The organism is Streptomyces sp. SD15 (assembly GCF_054462255.1).
In genome coordinates this window covers 113,475-131,550 of record NZ_JBTLMO010000023.1, presented here as the reverse complement: position 1 = coordinate 131,550, position 18,076 = coordinate 113,475, and the positions used below count along the sequence as shown (strand labels likewise).

Here is an 18,076-nt window from a genome sequence, read left to right as displayed (position 1 = left end):
TTCCCGACCACCGACCGCCACGGGTGGCTTGTTTCACGTCAATCAGCGGCGATATCTGGACATCGCCCCGGCTGCCCAGTCGACCGCCTCCCGCATTCCGAACAGCAGCACCGCCTTCCCTGCCACTTCCCGCTCCGCCACGAGATCACGCGGAAACCGGGCCCCGATCGCCGCGAAGTCCCCGTCGTCCAGCGCGACATCCATGTACTCGATCCAGTAACGACGCTCCGTGCCCATCACGCAGCGATAGCTCCGCACGGGCGGCGCGGGCAACCGGTACTCGGCGAGATGGCCCGCGCTCCACACCTCGAACCCCACGCGGAACAAGAGGATTTGGGCCTGCGCCTCGTACATGCGGGCCATGGGGGAGTTCTCCCCGAGATGGCAGTACAGATCGTGATCGCTCAGCAGCTCCACGGCCCGGGGGCCCAGCCCGGCCAGTGAGGTCTGCGGATGGGCGCTGCGGACGGCGCCGGGTGTGGTCCGTACGCACTCGGCGAGCACCCCCATGGTGGGACAGGGCGTCGTGTGGGCATCGAAGGGCGGCATGTACTCCCGGAACATCGCCTTCTCGCGCTCGGTCATGCCTTCGGTGAGCGCCTTGTGGGCGCGGGAGGTGTCCGAGTTCTCCGGGGTGAACGTGGGGACGACGAGAGTGCCCTCGGGGCCGAGCGCGTCGCGCAACGCGTCCCGTACCTCGGTGGGGCGAAGACCCGTACCGCTCAGCGAGGCGTGGACCATCAGGACACCCCCGCGGCGCACGCCCGACTTCACGAACAGATCCGCCAGGTGGACGCGATCAGACACGGTGCCGCTTCCACTCGGCCCGCAGTTGCTCGGCCAGCACCGCGCCGGTCCTGGTCAGTTCGTGCTCCGGTGCGGCGGCCAGCTCCGCCAGGGCGCGGCCCGCCCGTTCCAGTGCCCGGGCCCGCGCGTCCGGGTCGCCGGCCCAGGAGGAGGCGTTGCCGAGCTCCGCGCTCGCCTTGTCGAGGAGCTGTCCGGCCCGGTTGCCCGGAACGTTCAGATCGGCTGCTTCCCGCAGTGCGGTGAGCCGGGCGAGGCGTGCGGCGCGCGGCAGTTCACGGATGAACTCCTCGGGCTCGATGTCCACGGCCACGCCCAGCGCGCCGAGACCGTGCGCGCCGAGCCGTACTCCCGTGCCCGGCGCGAGCGGGGTGATCGTGGTGGGGAGGGGGGCGTCGACATAGAGCCCCCCGTGGGGCGCGCGCTCGGCCGGCATCTCGTACGCCGTCCGCAGCCGTTCGGAGAAACGGGCCAGGTCGGTGGGGGCCAGCGGAGGGGTGACGGGCGCGGGGTAGCAGTCCCGCAGCGGATCGGCGTCGTCGACGACCAGGGGCGCGCCGGTGGCGAGGGCCACCCTCCTCAGGGGGCGCCATGCGGCGGGTCCGTCCTCAGGGATGTACACCTCACCGCTCTCGGCGCGTACCCGTGCGCGGCCCGCCGTCACGGTGGCCTCGACGCGGCCGGGCCTCGGCAGTCTCAGGGTGCCCAGGGTCGGGAGGTGCAGCTCCGGGGCGGACTGGTCCCAGCCGAGCCGCACGGCGGCACGCGCGCGGACCGCCACGGCGACGACCGCCGCCGCCAGGTACGCGGGCGTGGTGGCCCGGCCGTGCAGGAAGTGCTTCAGGGCGGTGTGCAGATAGGGATGGGTGAGGATCACGTCGAGGGAGGGCGCGGCACCCTGCGCGCCGTCGAGGTCCAGGAGCGCGCGCCACACCCCGTCCCAGTCCGGTTCTCCGGTGTGCCGGGCCGCTATGAGGGAGAGCGTGTGACGGTCCGACTCGACCTGCGCGAAACGGAGTTCCTCCGCGCTGAACACAGCCGGACTGAGGGCGTGTTCCGTGATCCGCTCGGCGACGCCGTCGACGAAGGCGCGCAGGTCGGCGCAGAAGACGGACGGGTTGTCGAAGCCGCGTTCACCGCTGTACCGGTGCGCGTACAGCCCTCCGCCGCACGACGCGACCACCGGGCAGCGGCGGCAGGTGTCGCTGACGCCGTCGATGCCTAGCTGTCGGGCGCGTACACCGGGGTGCCGCGCGAACTCCTCAAAGCTGTGCCGGAAGACGTCGTACCCGGTCGCCGGGGCCCCCTCGTAGGCCACCTTCAGTGAGTCCGCCTGCTCGAAGCTGCCGTCGGTCTCCACCACCGCGAGGTCGCTCGGTGCGAGCCCCAGGGCCTCCGTCGAGCTCGGGCCACCGCGCAGGGTGCTGAGCACGGACTCGAAGGTCCGCACCGGCACCGTGCGCCCCTGCCGGTCCCAGTGGTCGAAGATCTTGAGCAGCCAGTCGGCGTACGCGGTCGGTGCGTCCGGCGGTCTGGGCGGTGGGGTGTCCCAGGTGGAGTGCGGAAGCAAGTAGTCGATCCGGGGCGGTTCGAGCGCTGCGAGGGCGTCGTGCACGGCGACGGGATCGTTGGCGACGTCCACGGTGCACAGCAGGCCGCTGTAGAGGTGCCGGTACGCGGGGGTGCGCAGCAGGTCGATCGCCCGGAGCACCCGGTCGTAACTGCTGCGGCGCCCGCGGTCGAGCCGGTGCCGGTCGTTGGCGGCGCGGTCACCGTCGAGCGAGACGCTGACCTTGACGTCGAATTCCCTGAACACGTCGAGATGGCGGGTGTTCAATCGCACGCCGTTGGTGTGAATGCGGAGATCGAGAGTGGTGACCGGGGAAAGAGCGCGGGTGAGTTCCGCACAGATACTTCTCATGCGGGTGGGACCCACGAGAAGGGGCTCACCGCCGAGAAGGATCACGGAAACGGTCGGGAGTTCACGCGCTTCCGCATACGCGGCGAATCGATGGGCGGCCATTCCGAGCGTTTCCCCGGAAATGAAGGTCGGGCGCCCTTTCCAGCTCTGATCGGCGTGCTCGTACACATAACAGTGATCGCAGGCGAGGTCGCATCTGCTGTGGACCTTGAGAATGAGCTGCCGTAGCGAGGTATCGCTGTTCACGTGCCGAAGGGTAACGGTTGCGGAAGGATGCCGTGGTAGCCAACTCCATGATTATTTAAGGGAGTTGGCCACCCGTTTCCACAGTGGGCGCGACTTTACACAGCCGAGTTGAAGGTGATTGGCTTGATCGGGCGCTTTCCGGGGAGGTCCGCCGCACGCTCGGCGGACCGCACCGCGGTGGTTCCGAGCGGGTCGATGGCCGAAAGAGGTGTGTGCTGCCTGCGCGTGCGCCGGGGGTCGGACGAGGAACGCGTCGTCGACGTCACCGAAAGATTCATTTCACCGCTTTCATCGGGGGCTTTCAAAGGGCCGCTTGATCCCACACATACCGCCGGGCCCGGGTGCGGGGCAATGGGGGCGATGCCCGCCTGGGCGAATCCCGGCCACATCCTGGGATCGGGGCGGTTCGGTGGGCGCCGACCGCTCACAGAGGCGACTGCCAGGTGACCGTCGTACCCGCACCGTTCTCGCCCGTCCCGCTGTCCTCGTCCGGCCCACGGTCCTCCACCGCACCGTCGTCATGAACCGTGAGCCGGACACCGGACCGGCCGTCGGGAAGTGTCGCCGTCGCGTCGACCGTGACCTCGATGCGGGACACCCCGGCACGGCGCGAGGCGGCGTCCAGCGCGCGGTGCAGTACGGAGAGGAGCTGGGCGGCGACTGGCTCCGAGACGCGACTCTCCACCGCGCCGGTGAACCGGGCGGACGGCCGGAAGCCCAGCACCGCCGCCGCGCCCGCGGTCTCGCGGAGCACCTTGCCACGGACGGTGGTGGGGGCGTCGGCGGGCGATTGCTGGAGCGCGAAGATAGCCGTGCGGACTTCCTGGATCGTGGACTGCAACTCGTCGACGGCTCGGCCGAGAATCCGGTGTACGCCCTCGTCCTCCCCGCCCGTGCTCCTGCGCTGCGTGGATTCCAGCATCATGCCGGTCGCGAACAGCCGTTGGACGACCAGGTCGTGCAGATCGCGGGCGATCCGGTCGCGGTCCTCGTACACGGCGAGCCGCTCCCTGCTGTGCTGGGCGTCCGCGAGGACCAGTGCCAGCGCGGCCTGCGAGGCGAACTGGGTGGCGAGCAGCCGTTCCACCGGGCTGTACGGGCGGCCACCGCGTCGGCGCGGAAGAGAGAGCGTGCCGATGAGACAGCCGTCCGCCTCGAGCGGCAGCAGCATGTTCGGCCCGAACCGGTGCCGGACATGGGTGGTCATCCGCGGATCGGTCGCCGCGTCGTCGATGAACACCGCTTCGCCGCCGAGGAGTTGTTCGAGGAGAGGGCTGCCCGGTGCGATCGTGGTGCCGACGATGTCGCCGGGATCGTCGAGCGTGGAGGCCGTCACGAACGTCATGCCGCCCTCCGCGGTGGGCTGCAGGATGATGCCCGCCGCGGCGTCGGCGAGGATACGGGCCCGGTCGGCGACGGTCGTCAGCGCGTCGGCGGCGGCCTCGCCGGTGAGCAGTGCGGTGGTGACGGCAGCGGCGCCCTCGAGCCAGCGCTCGCGCTGCCGGGCCGCCTCGTACAGCCGGGCGTTGCCGATCGCGCTGCCGGCCTGGTTCGCCAGCACCCGTAGCAGCTGCTCGTCCTCGTCCGTGAACGGACCGCCGCGCTTGTCGGCGAGATAAAGGTTCCCGAACACCTCGTCGTCGACGCGGATCGGGACGCCCAGGATGTTCTCCGACCGTCCGGTGAAAGGCCTTTGGCAGACCGAGACCGATGCGGGCAGGTCGGCCGTACGGATCTCCACCAGGCCTTCGTGCCCGGGGTCGGCCGTCCCGAGCGCCGCGTACCGCGCCCCCGTCAGCTCGGCAGCGCCCTTCACGATGTGCTGGAGCGTGGCCTGCAGTTCGAGGTCGGTGCCGACGTTGAGGACGGCCTCGAGGAGGGACGGGAGGCGGGGGAGGGGATCGGTGGGGTTGCTGGGGCTGGCGGGGTCGGTGGGGTCGGTCATACGAGGCCCCGGCGTCCTGGGTGTCCTGCGTGGCCTGGATGTCACTCCGTCAGCGGGTCCAGGATCAGCGGCTCGATCTTGCCCTCCAACATGTAGCCCAGGCCCTGCACCGCGCACACGTCGGGCCGTTCGGCGATGTGCACCGGCATGCCCGTCGCCTGCCGCAGCATCTGGTCGAGCCCCGGCAGCAGGGCACTGCCCCCGACCATCATGATCCCGCGGTCGGCGAGGTCGGCCACCAGGTCGGGCGGGCAGGCGCGCAGCACCTTCCCGATCCCGTCGAGTACGGCGGTCAGCGGGGTCTGGATGGCGTCGCGCACGGCGGCGGTGTCGACCTGTACGGAACGGGCGAGGCCGGTCGCCACGTCCCGCCCGTGGATCTCCGTCGACGCCGGGCCGTGCGGAGTGAGCCCGTTCCCGGAGAGGGCGAGCTGCAAGGGCCGTACGGACTGCGACGGCAGCATCAGCTCGTGCTCGTGACGCAGGTGCTGCACGATCGCATGGTCCACCGCCTCACCGCCCACCGGAAGGCGCGCGGCGGTCACGATGGATCCCAGCGACAGCACGGCGACCTGGGTGGCGGCGGCCCCGCACACCATGATCATGGTGGCTTCCGGCCGTTCGACGGGCAGCCCGCAGCCCACCGCCGCGGCGATGAGCGTGTCGACGAGCTCGACCCGCCGCGCCCCCAGTCCCACGAGTGTCTCGATCGCGGCGCGCTGCGCCAACGGGTCCGCGTCGTGCGGCGTGCAGGCCGCGGCCCGCAATCGCGGCTTGCGGCGCAGGGTGCGCCGTACCTTGTCGCCGAGCAGGTGGCGCAGCATGCGCTGGGCCATGTCGATGTCGACGACCGTGCCGCCGGACACCGGCCGCATGACCCGGATGTAGTCGGGGGTACGGCCCGTCATCTTCTCCGCGAACTCGCCGACCGCGATCAGCGCGCCGGTCTTCGTGTTGATCGCGGCGACACTCGGCTGGTCCACGACCAGTCCCGCGCCCTTCACATAGACACGGGTCCTGGCCGCGCCCAGGTCGACGGCGAAGTGGCAGCGGCGCAGCTGCTCCAGACTGGCGGTCATGGCGGGTCCTCCCGAGAGCGCAGACCGTGGGGCTCCGCCGGGCGGCGGTCCTCTCTCGCATCGTGCGGGCATCGCGGCGGGGGCGCATTTCGAGGGAGGCCGGGTGGGGCGCCGGGTGCCGCCACATGATGGTCCTGTTCAGCGGGACCGGACCGCGTCGAGGAGGGGGGTGAGACGCGACACCATGAGCTGTTCGCCCCCTGCCGCGAGCAGCCGCTGTCTCGTCTGTCTGTCGGGTGCGAAGGCGATGAACCGCACGCCGACGAAGCGTGCCACGGCCTGTTCGGCGACGGTGGAGCCGATCATCACGCAGCGCCGGGCATGGACGCCCAACCGGTTGAGGGCTTCGCGCAGGCTGTGCGGATGCGGCATGAGGAGACCGAGGTCGGTGTGACGGCCGTGGACGCCGCCGTGCACCGACGTGTCAAGTCGGCGCCTGCGCAGATAGGTCTCGACGGCGGTCGTCGAGGTGTCCGTCACCACGGCCAGGCCCACGCCCTGCGACTCCAGGGCGCGGACCAGCAGGTCCGCCCCGGTCCGGGGCCGCGCGGTGCGGGCTGCCCGGGTCTCGATCGCGTCGAGCCGCGTCCGCAGCTCGTCCGCGAGCTCGTGCCGGGCGAAGGTGCGGAGCAGGTCGAGCGGGTTGGCGTACCCCTCCGGAGGGTCACCGTGCGGCAGCGGCTGCCCCGACAGGGCGGCCTCGGGGTCGCGCCGCTCCATGAGGAGCGCGGCGAGCTCGCGCAGCGCCGTGGCCGAGTCGCCCTCCCCGTACAACTGGGCCAGGGGGCCGTCGAAGCCGAGGAGCACGCCCTCGGCCGCCATGAGGGCCTCCCCCACGAAGTTGTCGGCGTGCCGGGGCGCTGGGGTGCCCGCCCGCGTGGGGGCGCTCAGGTGGACACTCCAGTGGACGACGTACCCGTGCATCCGCCATCGGCTCAGCCGGTCGTCGAGGACGGCGGCCGCCTCGGACACGTGTGAGGGCGGGTAGTCGAGGGCGAGCCGGTGGACGCTGGTCAGCAGGTGGTGCCGTAGTTCGACGGGTACGTCGACCGCGCGGTGCCGCACGGCCTCGACCGGGTCGGTGACCCGCCAGGTCACCTCCCCTTGCGCGGTGAAGACAGGTGCCTGGTCCGTGTCCGGCCCGGGTACGTCGAGCTCGATACGGCGTTCGGTGAGATCCACCTCGTAGTAGCTCGTCGCGGTGGGGTGCGGGCGCGGGCTGAGTCCGCCGTCGGGGAGCGCGTGGACGACAGCCCTTGTCCTGCCCAGGGGGAGGGGCAGGGGGCGATGGGCGGGCGGGAGGGGGTAGGGGCCGAGCACGGCGGACGGGGGACGGGTGTTGTCGACGAGCGTGCGTGGCCGGGGGTAGAGGCGGTACCAGCCCGTGGGCGGGCCCCCTTCGGGACCGGGTTCGAGGGGCTCCAACGCGGGGGTGGGCTCGGATTCTTCGGCCGACTGGTTCAGGAAGAACAGTTCATCGCGGAAGAACGGGGCTACCGCGACGATGCCGTGCGCCTCCGAAACGCCGTGTACCTCCGACTCGGCCAGTGTCCGCCGGACGGCCTGCAGATCGGGCCGCTCGGCATGACCCAGGGCATCGGCACGCCAGAAGGTCACGCACAGCCGGGCACCGCCCACCTCGACGACGGTGTCCGGGAGCCCGCGCAGTGTGTCGACGAGCAGCCCCAGCGCGGAGACACCCTCGTCGGTGAGTACGGTGCAGCCCTCGCGGCGCGTGAGCAGCCGGTATTCCTCCCCTTCCCGGCCTCGCGTCCCCAGCAGCCGCGTGACCGCCCGCCCCAGCGCGGCGAGCGTGTCCGAATCCTGGGGGCCGTCCGCGAAGTCGAAGAAGACGCAGGTGCGATACGCGCTGTCGGGCTGCGTCCGATGGCCCGACGTGGGGACGTCGCCGGGCCCTTCCACCACGAGTGAGGGATCGTCCTCCACGATGGGACTCTGCAGCAACTCGTCCAGCCCGGCGGCCAGACCGTACGGCGTCTCCACCTCCGCGATGCTGTCGTACGTGATCGGCCGCTCCCCGTCCTGTGGTTCGCCGGAGTTCCGCAACTCGCGCCCCAGAAGCAGTAGCTCCAGACTCCGGCCGCCGGAGTCCACGTACTCCTCGTACGACTCCAGGGCTTCCTCGACACGTCCCTGGCGCCGGAGCGCGGTCACATGCAGTCGGCGGAAGTCCTCGCGTGACGGGTGGGCGCGGACGAGGTCGGCGAGGTCGGTCGTGGCGCGCGCGAACTCCCCGAGTTCCAGGTCGAGTTCGGCGCGGGTGGCGAAGAGGGAGAGGCGGAGCTGGAGGAGGCGGGTGCGGGCGGCGGTGGCGGCCGGCCCGGGGACGCCGTCCAGGGCGGTGCCCTGCCAGAGGTCCAGGGCGCTGTTCACATGGGAGCGAGCGAATGCGATGCCCCCGGCCGCACGCTCCTCCTCCCCCCTCGACACCAGGTGCTGACAGTGGACCACGTCGACGAAGTCCGCGCTGGTGTGCAGCGCGTAGCCGTCGGAGAGGGTGGCCAGGACGCCAGGACCGAGGGCGTTGCGCAGCCGGGACGCGTAGGTGCCCAGGAGGGCCTGGGCGCGGGCGGGGGGTTTTCGGCCCCAGATGCCGTCGGTGAGCTTGACCGAGGTCACCTTGCGGCCGTGCTGGAAAAGGAGCATGCAGAGCATCGCCTGCTCCTGGGGGGAGCCGAGGGCGAGGGGGCGGGTGCCGCGGTCGGCTCGGGGCGGGCCGAGGAGGGAGTGGCGGAGCGGGGTGTAGGCCCGCTCGGCCAGCTCGCGGAGGTCGGGGCTCCTGAGCAGGGCCGCGCCCTGTCGCCGCAGGGCGAGGTCCTCGGTCAGCAGCAGGCGCAGGGCCGAGGTGTACGGGGGGCGCAGCTGGTTGGGCAGGGCGGCGAGCCGCTCGGGCACCACGTAACTATCGGGCTGCCACGGCCCCCCCGACGCCAGATGGAAGATCAGCCGGCCCAGCGCCGTCAGATCCGCCCCGCGCGCGTCCTCCCCCTGGGCCCGGCCGAGCTCGAAAAGCGTGAGCTCGGCCGTCCCGTCGGGCAGGATCAGGACCTTCGTCAGGTCGAGGCCGCCGTGCGCGACACCGGCCCCGTGGGCGGCGGCGAGGGCGGCGGCCACCTGCCGCCCCAGCGACACCAGCAGCGGAGCCGGGAGACGGTAACCACCCGCTGAGGCGAGGGAGTTCAGCGCGATTCCGTCCAGGTGTTCCATGACGACGTACGGATTCTCGTCCTCGACGCCGTAGTCGTGGACCTTCACCACGTTCGGGTGGTCGATGCCCGCCAGCGCGCGTGCGTCCCGCAGAAAGGCCTGCGGGTCGACCCGCGACGGATACAGCCGCACCACCACCTCCCGCCTCAGCTCCGTGTCCTCGGCCCGCCACAGGGAACCGCTCGGCCCGAGCCGCTCGACGAAGCGGTAGCGGTCGCGCAGCGCCGGTGTGCGGCGCGGCGCCCGTGTACGCTCCGCCGCCGTCCCCAGCAGCCTCCGTACGCTCTCCGGACGCACCGTCGCGATCGGCTCGCCCCCGCCCGCCGTCTCCGTACCGGTCGCCGTCGGCGTACTCGCCCGGAACTCCCCGGCCGCCGCCCCCGCCCGCTCGTCGATCGCCGCCCCCATCCGGGCCAGTAGCCGGGAGGTCCGCCCGCGGGCGGTACGCGGCAGGCTGCGCAGCAGCAACTCCTGCACGCCCGGCCGGAAGGCGTACGACCCCTCGGGCCCCGGCACGGTGGTGAGCATGCCGCTGAGGATGACCTCGGCCAGGTGCTGAGGGCGCGGACGCGGCTCGACCGCCGCCTGGACCAGGCGCATGACGGGCAGGTCGGGACGCCCGACCGCGAGGTGTCCCGCGAGCCGGAACGCCTCCGGGGATGCGCTCGCACGGAACCGGAGAACGAGCTCCTCGGCGGGCAGCCGGGTGACGTCGCTCCGGTTCGTGGACGCGTCCGGAGGGGCGGGGCGAGAGGTCAAGTGGGCCACCGAACCGGGGAGTTGGCTGCCTCCCGGGCTCGCCACCAGTGCCGACCAGTGCGCCAGCCAGGCCGCGTCCGGTTCCAGGACCGGGAGGGGAACGGCGTCGGCGGCACCGGGTTCGCCGGAGGTTTCGTACGGCGTGAAGGCCAGCGACGAGAGCGGGGCCGCCGGGAACGGGGCCGACAGGAGGCCGGGGGTCGTGGACAGTGCCGTATCACCCCACAGGCGTTCCGGGAGGGGCTGGACCAGGGCCAGTGGCATCCGGTGGGACCAGCGCCGCAGCGTGGCGTACCAGCGGTCGCCCGCGGGGCCCGCCCACCACTGCGGGCCCATGCAGTCGCTGACCAGCAGGGTGACGGTGCGTCCGTCGCCGGGGGTGTCGCCGCCCGTGCCCGAGACCGTGCCGTCGGGGTGGGCGCGATGCGTGGTGAGCGTGCGGAAGACGCCCGACTGGGCCAGGATGCTGTGGAGTTCGTGGATCAGGGGGCGCCAGACGGGCATCGTGGGGCCGGTGTCGCGGACCAGGCGCAGGCTCAGCCAGCGCTCCCGTGCGGGGCGCAGGACCGGCAGCCACCACTCCGGGTCGCCACCCAGGCGGGCGATGCGGTGGGCGGTCGCCGACTCGTCGAGTTCGTGGCCGACGGGCGCGGCGCTGTGCCGTTTGAGCGGGCGCAGGGCTCGTTGCAGCGCCAGCGGGCGGCGCAGCATCGGGGGTGCGGGGGCCAGCAGCGACGTGCGGGGCGTCCCCGTCCCCGGGCCCGAGAGGCTGGGCAGGTGGAGCGGGACACGGTTGTCGTCGCGGGGATGGGCGGGGAGTTCCGGGTCTTCCTCGACAACCCCTGGCTTCTTCTCGACACCCCCTGGCTCCTTCCCGGGAACCTCCGGCTTCTCGTTCTTCTCGTCGGCGGGAGGCGGGGCCGGGGTTCTCGGTTCCGGTACGTCTTCGGGGACGGGACCGGGCGTGGTGGCGGGGCTGCCCGAGTCCGCCATCTGTGCCGCCAGCCACAGCAGTTCGGCCAGTTCGACCGGTGTCGGGCGCGTGCCGTCGCCCACCTCGGCCAGGATCTCGGCCAGGCGGCCCAGCAACCGCGCACCGGTCGGCTCAGAACGCATCGGTCTCCGGTGCCTCGCTCAGGTACGGCATCAACTCCTCCGCCAGTTCGTCGAGGGACTCGGGGGCCAGCCCCGACGCGCCGGCCAGGTAGATCGCGTTGAGGAGCTGGTCCGTGGCGAGGTCGCCGCCGGACGCCCGGGACAGGAAGCGGGTGATGAGGGTGCGCGCGTAGTCGTCGGGTTCGCCCAGGTGGGCGCGGACGATCCCGGCGAGATGGTCGTCCTCGGGCTGGCGCAGCCGCAGGGTGACACAGCGGCGCAGGAAGGCGGGCGGGAACTCGCGCTCGCCGTTGCTGGTGAGCACGACGAAGGGGAAGGCGCGGCAGCGCACCCGGCCCCGGGTCACCGGGACGCGCTCGTCGGTTCCGTCGACCATCACCAGCGCGTCGGGCGTGTGCCGTGCCGCGCGGACCAGCTCGGGGATCTCGTACTGGCCCTCCTCCAGCACGTTCAGCAGGTCGTTGGGCAGATCGAGGTCGCTCTTGTCGATCTCGTCGATGAGGAGGGCACGAGGGCGGGCGTAGGGGAGGAGGGCGGTGCCGAGGGGGCCGAGCCGCAGGTGGTCCTCGATGCCCGACTCCGCTTCCCCGTTCGGGTTCGGCGTCTTGCGCGTGCCGCGTGCCGCGTACAGCCGCGACAAGGGATCGTACTGGTACAGGCCGTCGTGCAGCGTGCTGCGACTGGTGATGTTCCAGCGAAGCACCGGCCCGAGGCGTAGCTCGCGGGCGACCGCGTACGCGAGGGACGACTTTCCGGTGCCGGGCGGGCCGGTCACCAGCAGTGGGCGGCGCAAGTACAGCGCGGCGTTGACGAGTTGGACGCTGCGCTCGGTGGCCTGGTAGGTGCGGGCGCGGTGCCTGCGGTCGGGGGAGGCGGCCGCGCTGTCGTCGCCCTCGGCCGGGGTGTCCAGGGCCGGTCCGCCGTCGAAGGCCCGCCAGGGTGGGGGTGAGGGCAGCTGGGTGATGCCGTCGTGCGGCTCGTTCGTGCCGGTGTAGACGGGCCACAAGGGCATGTGAGGGCTCTCCGGTTCTCCGTGGATCGAGGGACGTTCGGGTTTCAGGCGAGGGGCGAGCTCAGTGGGGCGGCGGGTTCGGGGAAGCGGCGGGGGTCGTCCCACAGGAGCTGCACGTCCTTCGCCCAGTGCCGGTCGGGATCGTCCGACGCCTCCACCGCCTCGCGCAACGCCAGGATATGGCGGGGGAGTTCGACCGGTGGCAGCCCGGCGACGTACGCGTCGACCTCGTCGAGGAAGCCGCAGCTCCCGTCGTGTCCGGGGCCGCCCGCGCAGCCCGTGCGGGACCAGAGCAGCACCGGGACCGGGGCGTTCAGGGTCACGTCGAAGCGCTGTCCGGCGCGGGCGGGTGGCAGGGAGAAGGCGGCCAGCTGGGCGTCCTCGTGCCGCAGCCGGAAACGGAGCTTGGTCGGCTTCTCGTCGTTCGCGCAGTCGATGCGGTGCAGGGGAGCGCCGGCCCGTCTCTCCAACTCCTCCCATTTACGGGACAGCTGATGCCGCACGCCACCCCGGCGGCGCGTCCGGTCGGTCACGACGAGCGGGTACGCGCAGCCCAGCGGGGTGTCGTCGTCCGCGCCGCGCGCCCAGTGCGCGACCGGCTCGTCGAGCCAGGCGCGGGGCAACACGAAGGCGATCAGTTCCTCGGCATCCGGCTCCAGTTGGACGAAGGCGTCGTCGATGCACTCCTGGACGTACGCCCGTACACCGGAACGCGGCAGCCGACGCGCGCCCACCGGCCGCCGCGTTCCGGCGCGGTACGCGGACACCACGACGTTGACCTGGTCGCCGCCCGCCCCGCTGTGGTCGATCTCGATGAGGATGGGGGACCACGAAGGGGCACGGGAGGGTGCTGAGGGTGCTGAGGGCGCGTCCAGCAGCTCCGCCAGCCGGTCCGCGAACCGGGCGACGGCCTGCGGGTCCGCCACTTCCCACAGCACGTACCAGGCCGCCGCCCACAGGGAGGCGAACCCTTCCTCCGGCAGCGGCGGGCCGAAGGGGCCCACGGCGTCGACGTACAGCCGGTTCGGGTCGCAGCCGAGCCGCACCCGCTCGGCGCGCTGCACCAGGGTGCGCAGCCGTTCCTTCGAGACCGGCCGGTGCTCGGGGGTGGGGATCAGCTCGCCGAGCCCCGGCCAGTAGCGGGCCATGACATGGCTGGGCAGCATCCGGCCGTTGCGTACGTCCTTGGCGCCCGAGGCCGCCGAGACCATGCCGACCACCCTGCCGTCCGCGAGGGTCACCGCCGCGCCGCTGAACCCGGCCGCCAGCGGCTGGCCGTGTGCGCTCCACGCCTCCAGCTGCACCCACTCGTCGGCGATCAACTGATCGGAGGTGGCCCGGTATTCGGCGAGCGTGCCCTCGTCGTAGCCCCTCGGGAAGCCGTATGCGATGAGCCGGGGGTACGGGTCGGCGTACGCGTCACCGGGCGGGGCGAAGACGGCCGGGGCGAGCGGCACCTCACGGTCCAGTTCGAGGACGGCGAGGTCTCCGGGGTCAGTGTGGCCCCCGGCCCAGTCGCCGCGCGCGATCACCGTGGCGGTCAGCTCGCCGAGCGACCGGTCCTGCGGGAAGGAGACCGTCACCGTCGACGCCCCGCTTCTGCGGACGACATGCGCGCAGGTCAGGACCCGGCGGCCGGAGACCAGGAAGCCCGCGCCGACCTCGCTCCCGCAGACGATTCGCGCATGCCAGGACGTGCTGCTCATGACCGCGCGGCGGTCTCCGGGGAGCCGTCGGACCGCCCGGGCGACTCGGACCGCTCGGGCGACCAGGACAGCTTGACCACCAGATGGCCCTCGACCGCGCTCTTGGCGATCAGCGCGCCGGCCTCCGCGGTGAGTTTGACGCCGAACTCGATCTCCACCGAGTCGGGGCGCAGGCTCCCGTCGCGGAACACGCTGAGCGCGGACTCCGCGGCGGCCCGTACGCCCTCCAGGGAGCCCTCGAAGGTGCGCGCGGCCTGGACCGTACCGTCGGCGCGGGCGACCAGTCGGGAACCGGACCCGTCCTCGATGCCCTCGACGACGACCAGTGCCCCGTCGTCGGTCTTGAACTCCACCAGGCCGTCCATATGACACCCCCGTCATCCGTGCCCCTTGAGCATCTTCATTGTTACGGACGGTGCTTGGGGCTGTCCCGGTTTCCGCGGCTCGCGCCCGTCTGTCCTGGCGTGCCTTGGCGTGTCCTGGCGGGAAGCCGCCAGGGCGCCTTTCCGCCAGGGCGGATCAACTTCCTTGCAACACAGGCCCCCTGAGACTCATCGCAGCACCAAGGTCTGTCGGCAACACAGAGAGGGCACCGATGACCAGAGGACCAGCGAGACGCGGGGCGGCGCTACTGTCAGCCGGGCTCGTGCTCGCCGTACTGCCCATGGGGCAGGCGGGCGCGCAGAACAGCACCGTTACCCCGGTGTCGACGCGCGCCGCCTCAGCCGCCCACACCGTCACCCTCGTCACCGGCGACAAGGTGACCGTCACCGACCTCGGCGGTGGCAAGAAGACGGTCGCCGTCGAGCGCCCCAAGGGGGCCACCGGCGCCGTGCGCACCCAGGTGGCGAACGGCACCGTCACCGTCATACCGGACGAGGCGCTGCCCTACCTGCGGGCGGGCACCCTCGACCGGCGGCTGTTCGACGTGAGCGAACTGATCAGCCAGGGGCTCACCGACCAGAAGACCGACGAACTGCCCCTGATCGTCACGTACGAGAAGAAGGCGTACGAGACGAGGAGCGGTGCGGCCACTCCGCGCGGAGCCGAGAAGACGCGCGCGCTGCCGAGCATCCGCGGCGCGGCCGTCGACGCGGACAAGGGCCGGACGTTCTGGCGGGCCGTCACCCACCAGGAGGGGATCGGCAAGGTCTGGCTCGACGGGCAGGTCAAGGCCGACATGGCCGCGAGCAACGCGCAGATCGGTACGCCGCAGGCCTGGGAGGCCGGGCTCACCGGCAAGGGGGTGACGGTCGCCGTCCTCGACACCGGCGTCGACACCAGTCACCCCGACCTGGCCGACCGGGTCTCGCAGACCAAGAGCTTCATCGACGGGGAGGAGGTCGCCGACCGCCACGGGCACGGCACGCACGTCACGTCGACCGTGGGCGGCAGCGGCGCCGCCTCCGACGGCAAGGAGCAGGGCGTCGCCCCCGGCGCCACGCTCGCCGTCGGCAAGGTGCTCAGCGACGCGGGCTCGGGCAGCGATTCCGAGATCATCGCCGGTATGGAGTGGGCCGCGCGCGATGTGCACGCCAAGGTGATCTCCATGAGCCTCGGCTCGAGCGAGGCCAGCGACGGCACCGATCCCATGGCCGAGGCGGTCAACACGCTGTCCAAGGAGACCGGGGCCCTCTTCGTCATCGCCGCGGGCAACACCGGGGCCGCCTCCTCCATCGGCTCGCCCGGCGCCGCCGACTCCGCGCTGACCGTCGGCGCGGTGGACTCCGCCGACAAGGCCGCCTACTTCACCAGCGCCGGACCGCGCTACGTCGACAACGCCCTCAAGCCCGACCTCTCCGCCCCGGGCGTCTCCATCCTCGCCGCCCGCTCCCAGCTCATCAGCGGCAGCGGCTACTACACCTCCATGAGCGGTACGTCGATGGCGACACCGCACGTCGCGGGCGTGGCCGCGCTGCTCGCCGAGAAGCACCCCGACTGGACCGGCGCCCAGCTCAAGGACGCGCTGATGTCGACGTCCAAGCAACTCGACGCCTCGGTGTACCAGTTGGGCGCGGGACGGGTGAGCGTGCCGGACGCGATCGGCGCGAAGATCACCGCCACCGGCAGCGCCGACCTCGGCTTCTACAGCTGGCCGTACGACGCGAACCAGCCCGTGACCAAGACGGTGACATACACCAACTCCTCCGACTCCGACATCGAGCTGAGCCTTGCCGCGCAGGGCGCCGCCGACGGTGTCGTGACCCTCGCCGACTCCACGCTGACCGTGCCCGCGCACGGCACCGCCTCCACCACGGTGACGGGCGACGGCTCGAAGGCACCTGTGGGCAACACCTCGGGGCAGATCGTCGCGTCCGTGGCCGGCACACCGGTCGCGCACACCGCGTTCGGGCTGGTCAAGGAGGAGGAGCGGTACACGCTCACCGTCCACGTCAAGGACCGGGACGGTGCCCCCACGGGGGCTTACCTCGTGCTTCAGCAGCTCGCCGAGGGCGTCGACGCCTCCACCGCGTCGGTCGGCGAATCCGGCACCCTGGAGCTCCGGCTGAAGCCGGGGACGTACAGCCTCACGTCCTTCCTCGACGTGCACGGCAGCCACGGCGCGGACTCGCTCGGGCTCGGCTTCCTCGCGGCGCCCGAGATCACGCTCGACCAGGATCGTGAAGTGACCCTGGACGGGAGCAAGTTGCAGGAAATCAAGGCCAAGGTCGACCAGCGCACCGAGACCCGGCAGCTGCTCATGGAGTACGACCGCAACGCGGGCGGCTCTGACCTCTTCGGAGCCGTGCAGGTGCCCGTCAAGTACGACAGCATCTTCGCCGCGCCGACCCCGAAGGTCACCCAGGGCAGCTTCGAGTACCGGACGGTGTGGCGACTCGGCAAGCCGCTGCTGGAGGTCAAGGGCATCGGTGAGGCGGTGGTCCAGCCCGGCAGCACACTGACCGAGGGGCACAGCAAGCTGCCGCTCGTCGACGTCGGGGACGGGGATTTCACCGGTAAGGACGTACAGGGCAAGGCGGTACTGGCGCGGCTCGCCGACGGCGTCGAACCCGCCGCGCTCGCCGAGGCCGCCCAGGCCGCGGGCGCCAAGGCCCTGTTCGTGACTGACGACACCGCGGGACGGCTCAACGCCTGGTGGGGTAAGGGCGACGGCGCGGACCAGCCGATTCAGATCGCCACGGTGAACGCGGCGGACGCGGCCAGGCTGCGGGCGGCCGGGCGAGTGGACATGACCGGAACGCTCAACACGCCCTATGTGTACGACCTTTCGCAGGGTCACAAGGGATCCGTCCCGCACGGCGATCTGACCTACAAGCCGGGCAAGAACGAACTCGCCGCTGTGGATGCCAAGTTCCACGCCGTGAAGCCCGTCGCGGGTGGCGAGTTCCGGTACTCGATCACCGACACCTTCTCCATCGGCATCGGCTTCCAGCAGAAAATCGACTACCCGGTCGAGCGGACCGATTACGTCTCCACGGGCGCCGGACAGTTGTGGCACGAGTCCGTGAGCTCCGGGCCCGGCGTGCTGGAGGAGCGCAGCGGCCTGGTCCAGTACAAGGGAGGCACGCATCCGACGCTCAACTGGTTCAAGCCCGTCTGGCACCCGTGGCTCGGCACCGGCCTCGGCTGGGGTCAGGAACGCGCGGGCAACCAGATGCAGTTCAACACCCCTGGATGGGGAGACTCCGGGCCCGACCACACAGGCTTCGGCGACGTGTGGAGCACCGACAACGGAATGACCCAGTACACGGAGGTGTACCAGGACGGCGTCCGGGTGGACCGGCGCAAGAGCTCGGCCGCCTATGTCAGGGCCGCGCCCGCCGACGAGCACACCTACAAGGTCGCCACGGACACCACCCTCGACCCCGACCGCTGGAAACTGTCCACGAAGGGCCACTCCGAGTGGACCTTCAAGTCGGCGGCAACCCCCGCGGACCACTACACCTACCTGCCGCTCCTCAACCTCGGCTACGACGTCGACACCGACCTCGCGGGCGATGTACGCGGCGGCAGCCGGGTGTCGATGGGGATCTACGCCGAGTACGTGAAGGGCGCGCCGGACACCGGAACCATCGGCGGCGGCAAGCTGGAGGTGTCGTACGACGACGGGACGACATGGCAGGCGGTCCCGCTCTCGGGCGGCAAGGCGTCCTGGAAGGGGACGCTGAGCGTGCCGCGTGACGCGGAGTTCATCTCGCTGCGGGCGTCGGCGACCGACGACCGGGGCGGTTCGGTGAGCCAGGAGATCATCCGGGCGGTGGGCGTGCGGTAGCCGCCCCTTCCGAGCAGGCGGCGTCG

Annotated in this window: 9 protein-coding genes; 1 reads left to right on the top strand and 8 read right to left on the bottom strand. The window is 71.8% G+C overall.

Translation table 11 applies throughout. From position 1 onward, the window contains the following. Positions 1-42 precede the first annotated feature (42 nt). The 8 genes from ACX28W_RS23435 to ACX28W_RS23400 form a co-directional block, all read right to left on the bottom strand. Positions 43-741, bottom strand: coding sequence for an AAC(3) family N-acetyltransferase (locus ACX28W_RS23435; protein WP_459001200.1), 699 nt, complete (start codon positions 739-741; stop codon positions 43-45). A 58-nt stretch (positions 742-799) separates the two neighbouring features. Next, positions 800-2,971, bottom strand: coding sequence for a radical SAM/SPASM protein FxsBH, inactivated beta-hydroxylase extension form (fxsBH, locus tag ACX28W_RS23430; RefSeq protein WP_459001179.1), 2,172 nt, complete (start codon positions 2,969-2,971; stop codon positions 800-802). Positions 2,972-3,395: 424 nt separating this feature from the next. After that, positions 3,396-4,916 (bottom strand): sensor histidine kinase, encoded by a 1,521-nt coding sequence (locus ACX28W_RS23425; protein WP_459001177.1) that lies wholly within the window; start codon positions 4,914-4,916, stop codon positions 3,396-3,398. A gap of 41 nt (positions 4,917-4,957) precedes the next feature. Next, positions 4,958-5,995, bottom strand: coding sequence for a rod shape-determining protein (locus ACX28W_RS23420; protein WP_459001175.1), 1,038 nt, complete (start codon positions 5,993-5,995; stop codon positions 4,958-4,960). A gap of 138 nt (positions 5,996-6,133) precedes the next feature. After that, positions 6,134-11,098 carry an SAV_2336 N-terminal domain-related protein gene (locus ACX28W_RS23415; protein WP_459001173.1) on the bottom strand — a complete coding sequence of 1,655 codons (4,965 nt, stop codon included), beginning with the start codon at positions 11,096-11,098 and terminating at the stop codon, positions 6,134-6,136. Beyond that, positions 11,088-12,110 carry an AAA family ATPase gene (locus ACX28W_RS23410; RefSeq protein WP_459001171.1) on the bottom strand — a complete coding sequence of 341 codons (1,023 nt, stop codon included), beginning with the start codon at positions 12,108-12,110 and terminating at the stop codon, positions 11,088-11,090. Before ACX28W_RS23410 ends, ACX28W_RS23415 begins: the two co-directional genes overlap by 11 nt. A gap of 44 nt (positions 12,111-12,154) precedes the next feature. Then, a complete protein-coding gene (locus tag ACX28W_RS23405; protein WP_459001169.1) occupies positions 12,155-13,816 on the bottom strand; it encodes a VMAP-C domain-containing protein in 1,662 nt (553 codons plus the stop codon). Further along, the gene (locus ACX28W_RS23400) at positions 13,813-14,181 is read right to left on the bottom strand and encodes a CU044_2847 family protein (RefSeq protein WP_459001167.1); all 369 of its coding nucleotides are present in this window, start codon (positions 14,179-14,181) and stop codon (positions 13,813-13,815) included. Before ACX28W_RS23400 ends, ACX28W_RS23405 begins: the two co-directional genes overlap by 4 nt. 230 nt (positions 14,182-14,411) lie before the next feature. Here ACX28W_RS23400 and ACX28W_RS23395 point away from each other — a divergent pair, with 230 nt between their 5' ends. Beyond that, positions 14,412-18,050 (top strand): S8 family serine peptidase, encoded by a 3,639-nt coding sequence (locus ACX28W_RS23395; protein ID WP_459001165.1) that lies wholly within the window; start codon positions 14,412-14,414, stop codon positions 18,048-18,050. Positions 18,051-18,076 lie beyond the last annotated feature (26 nt).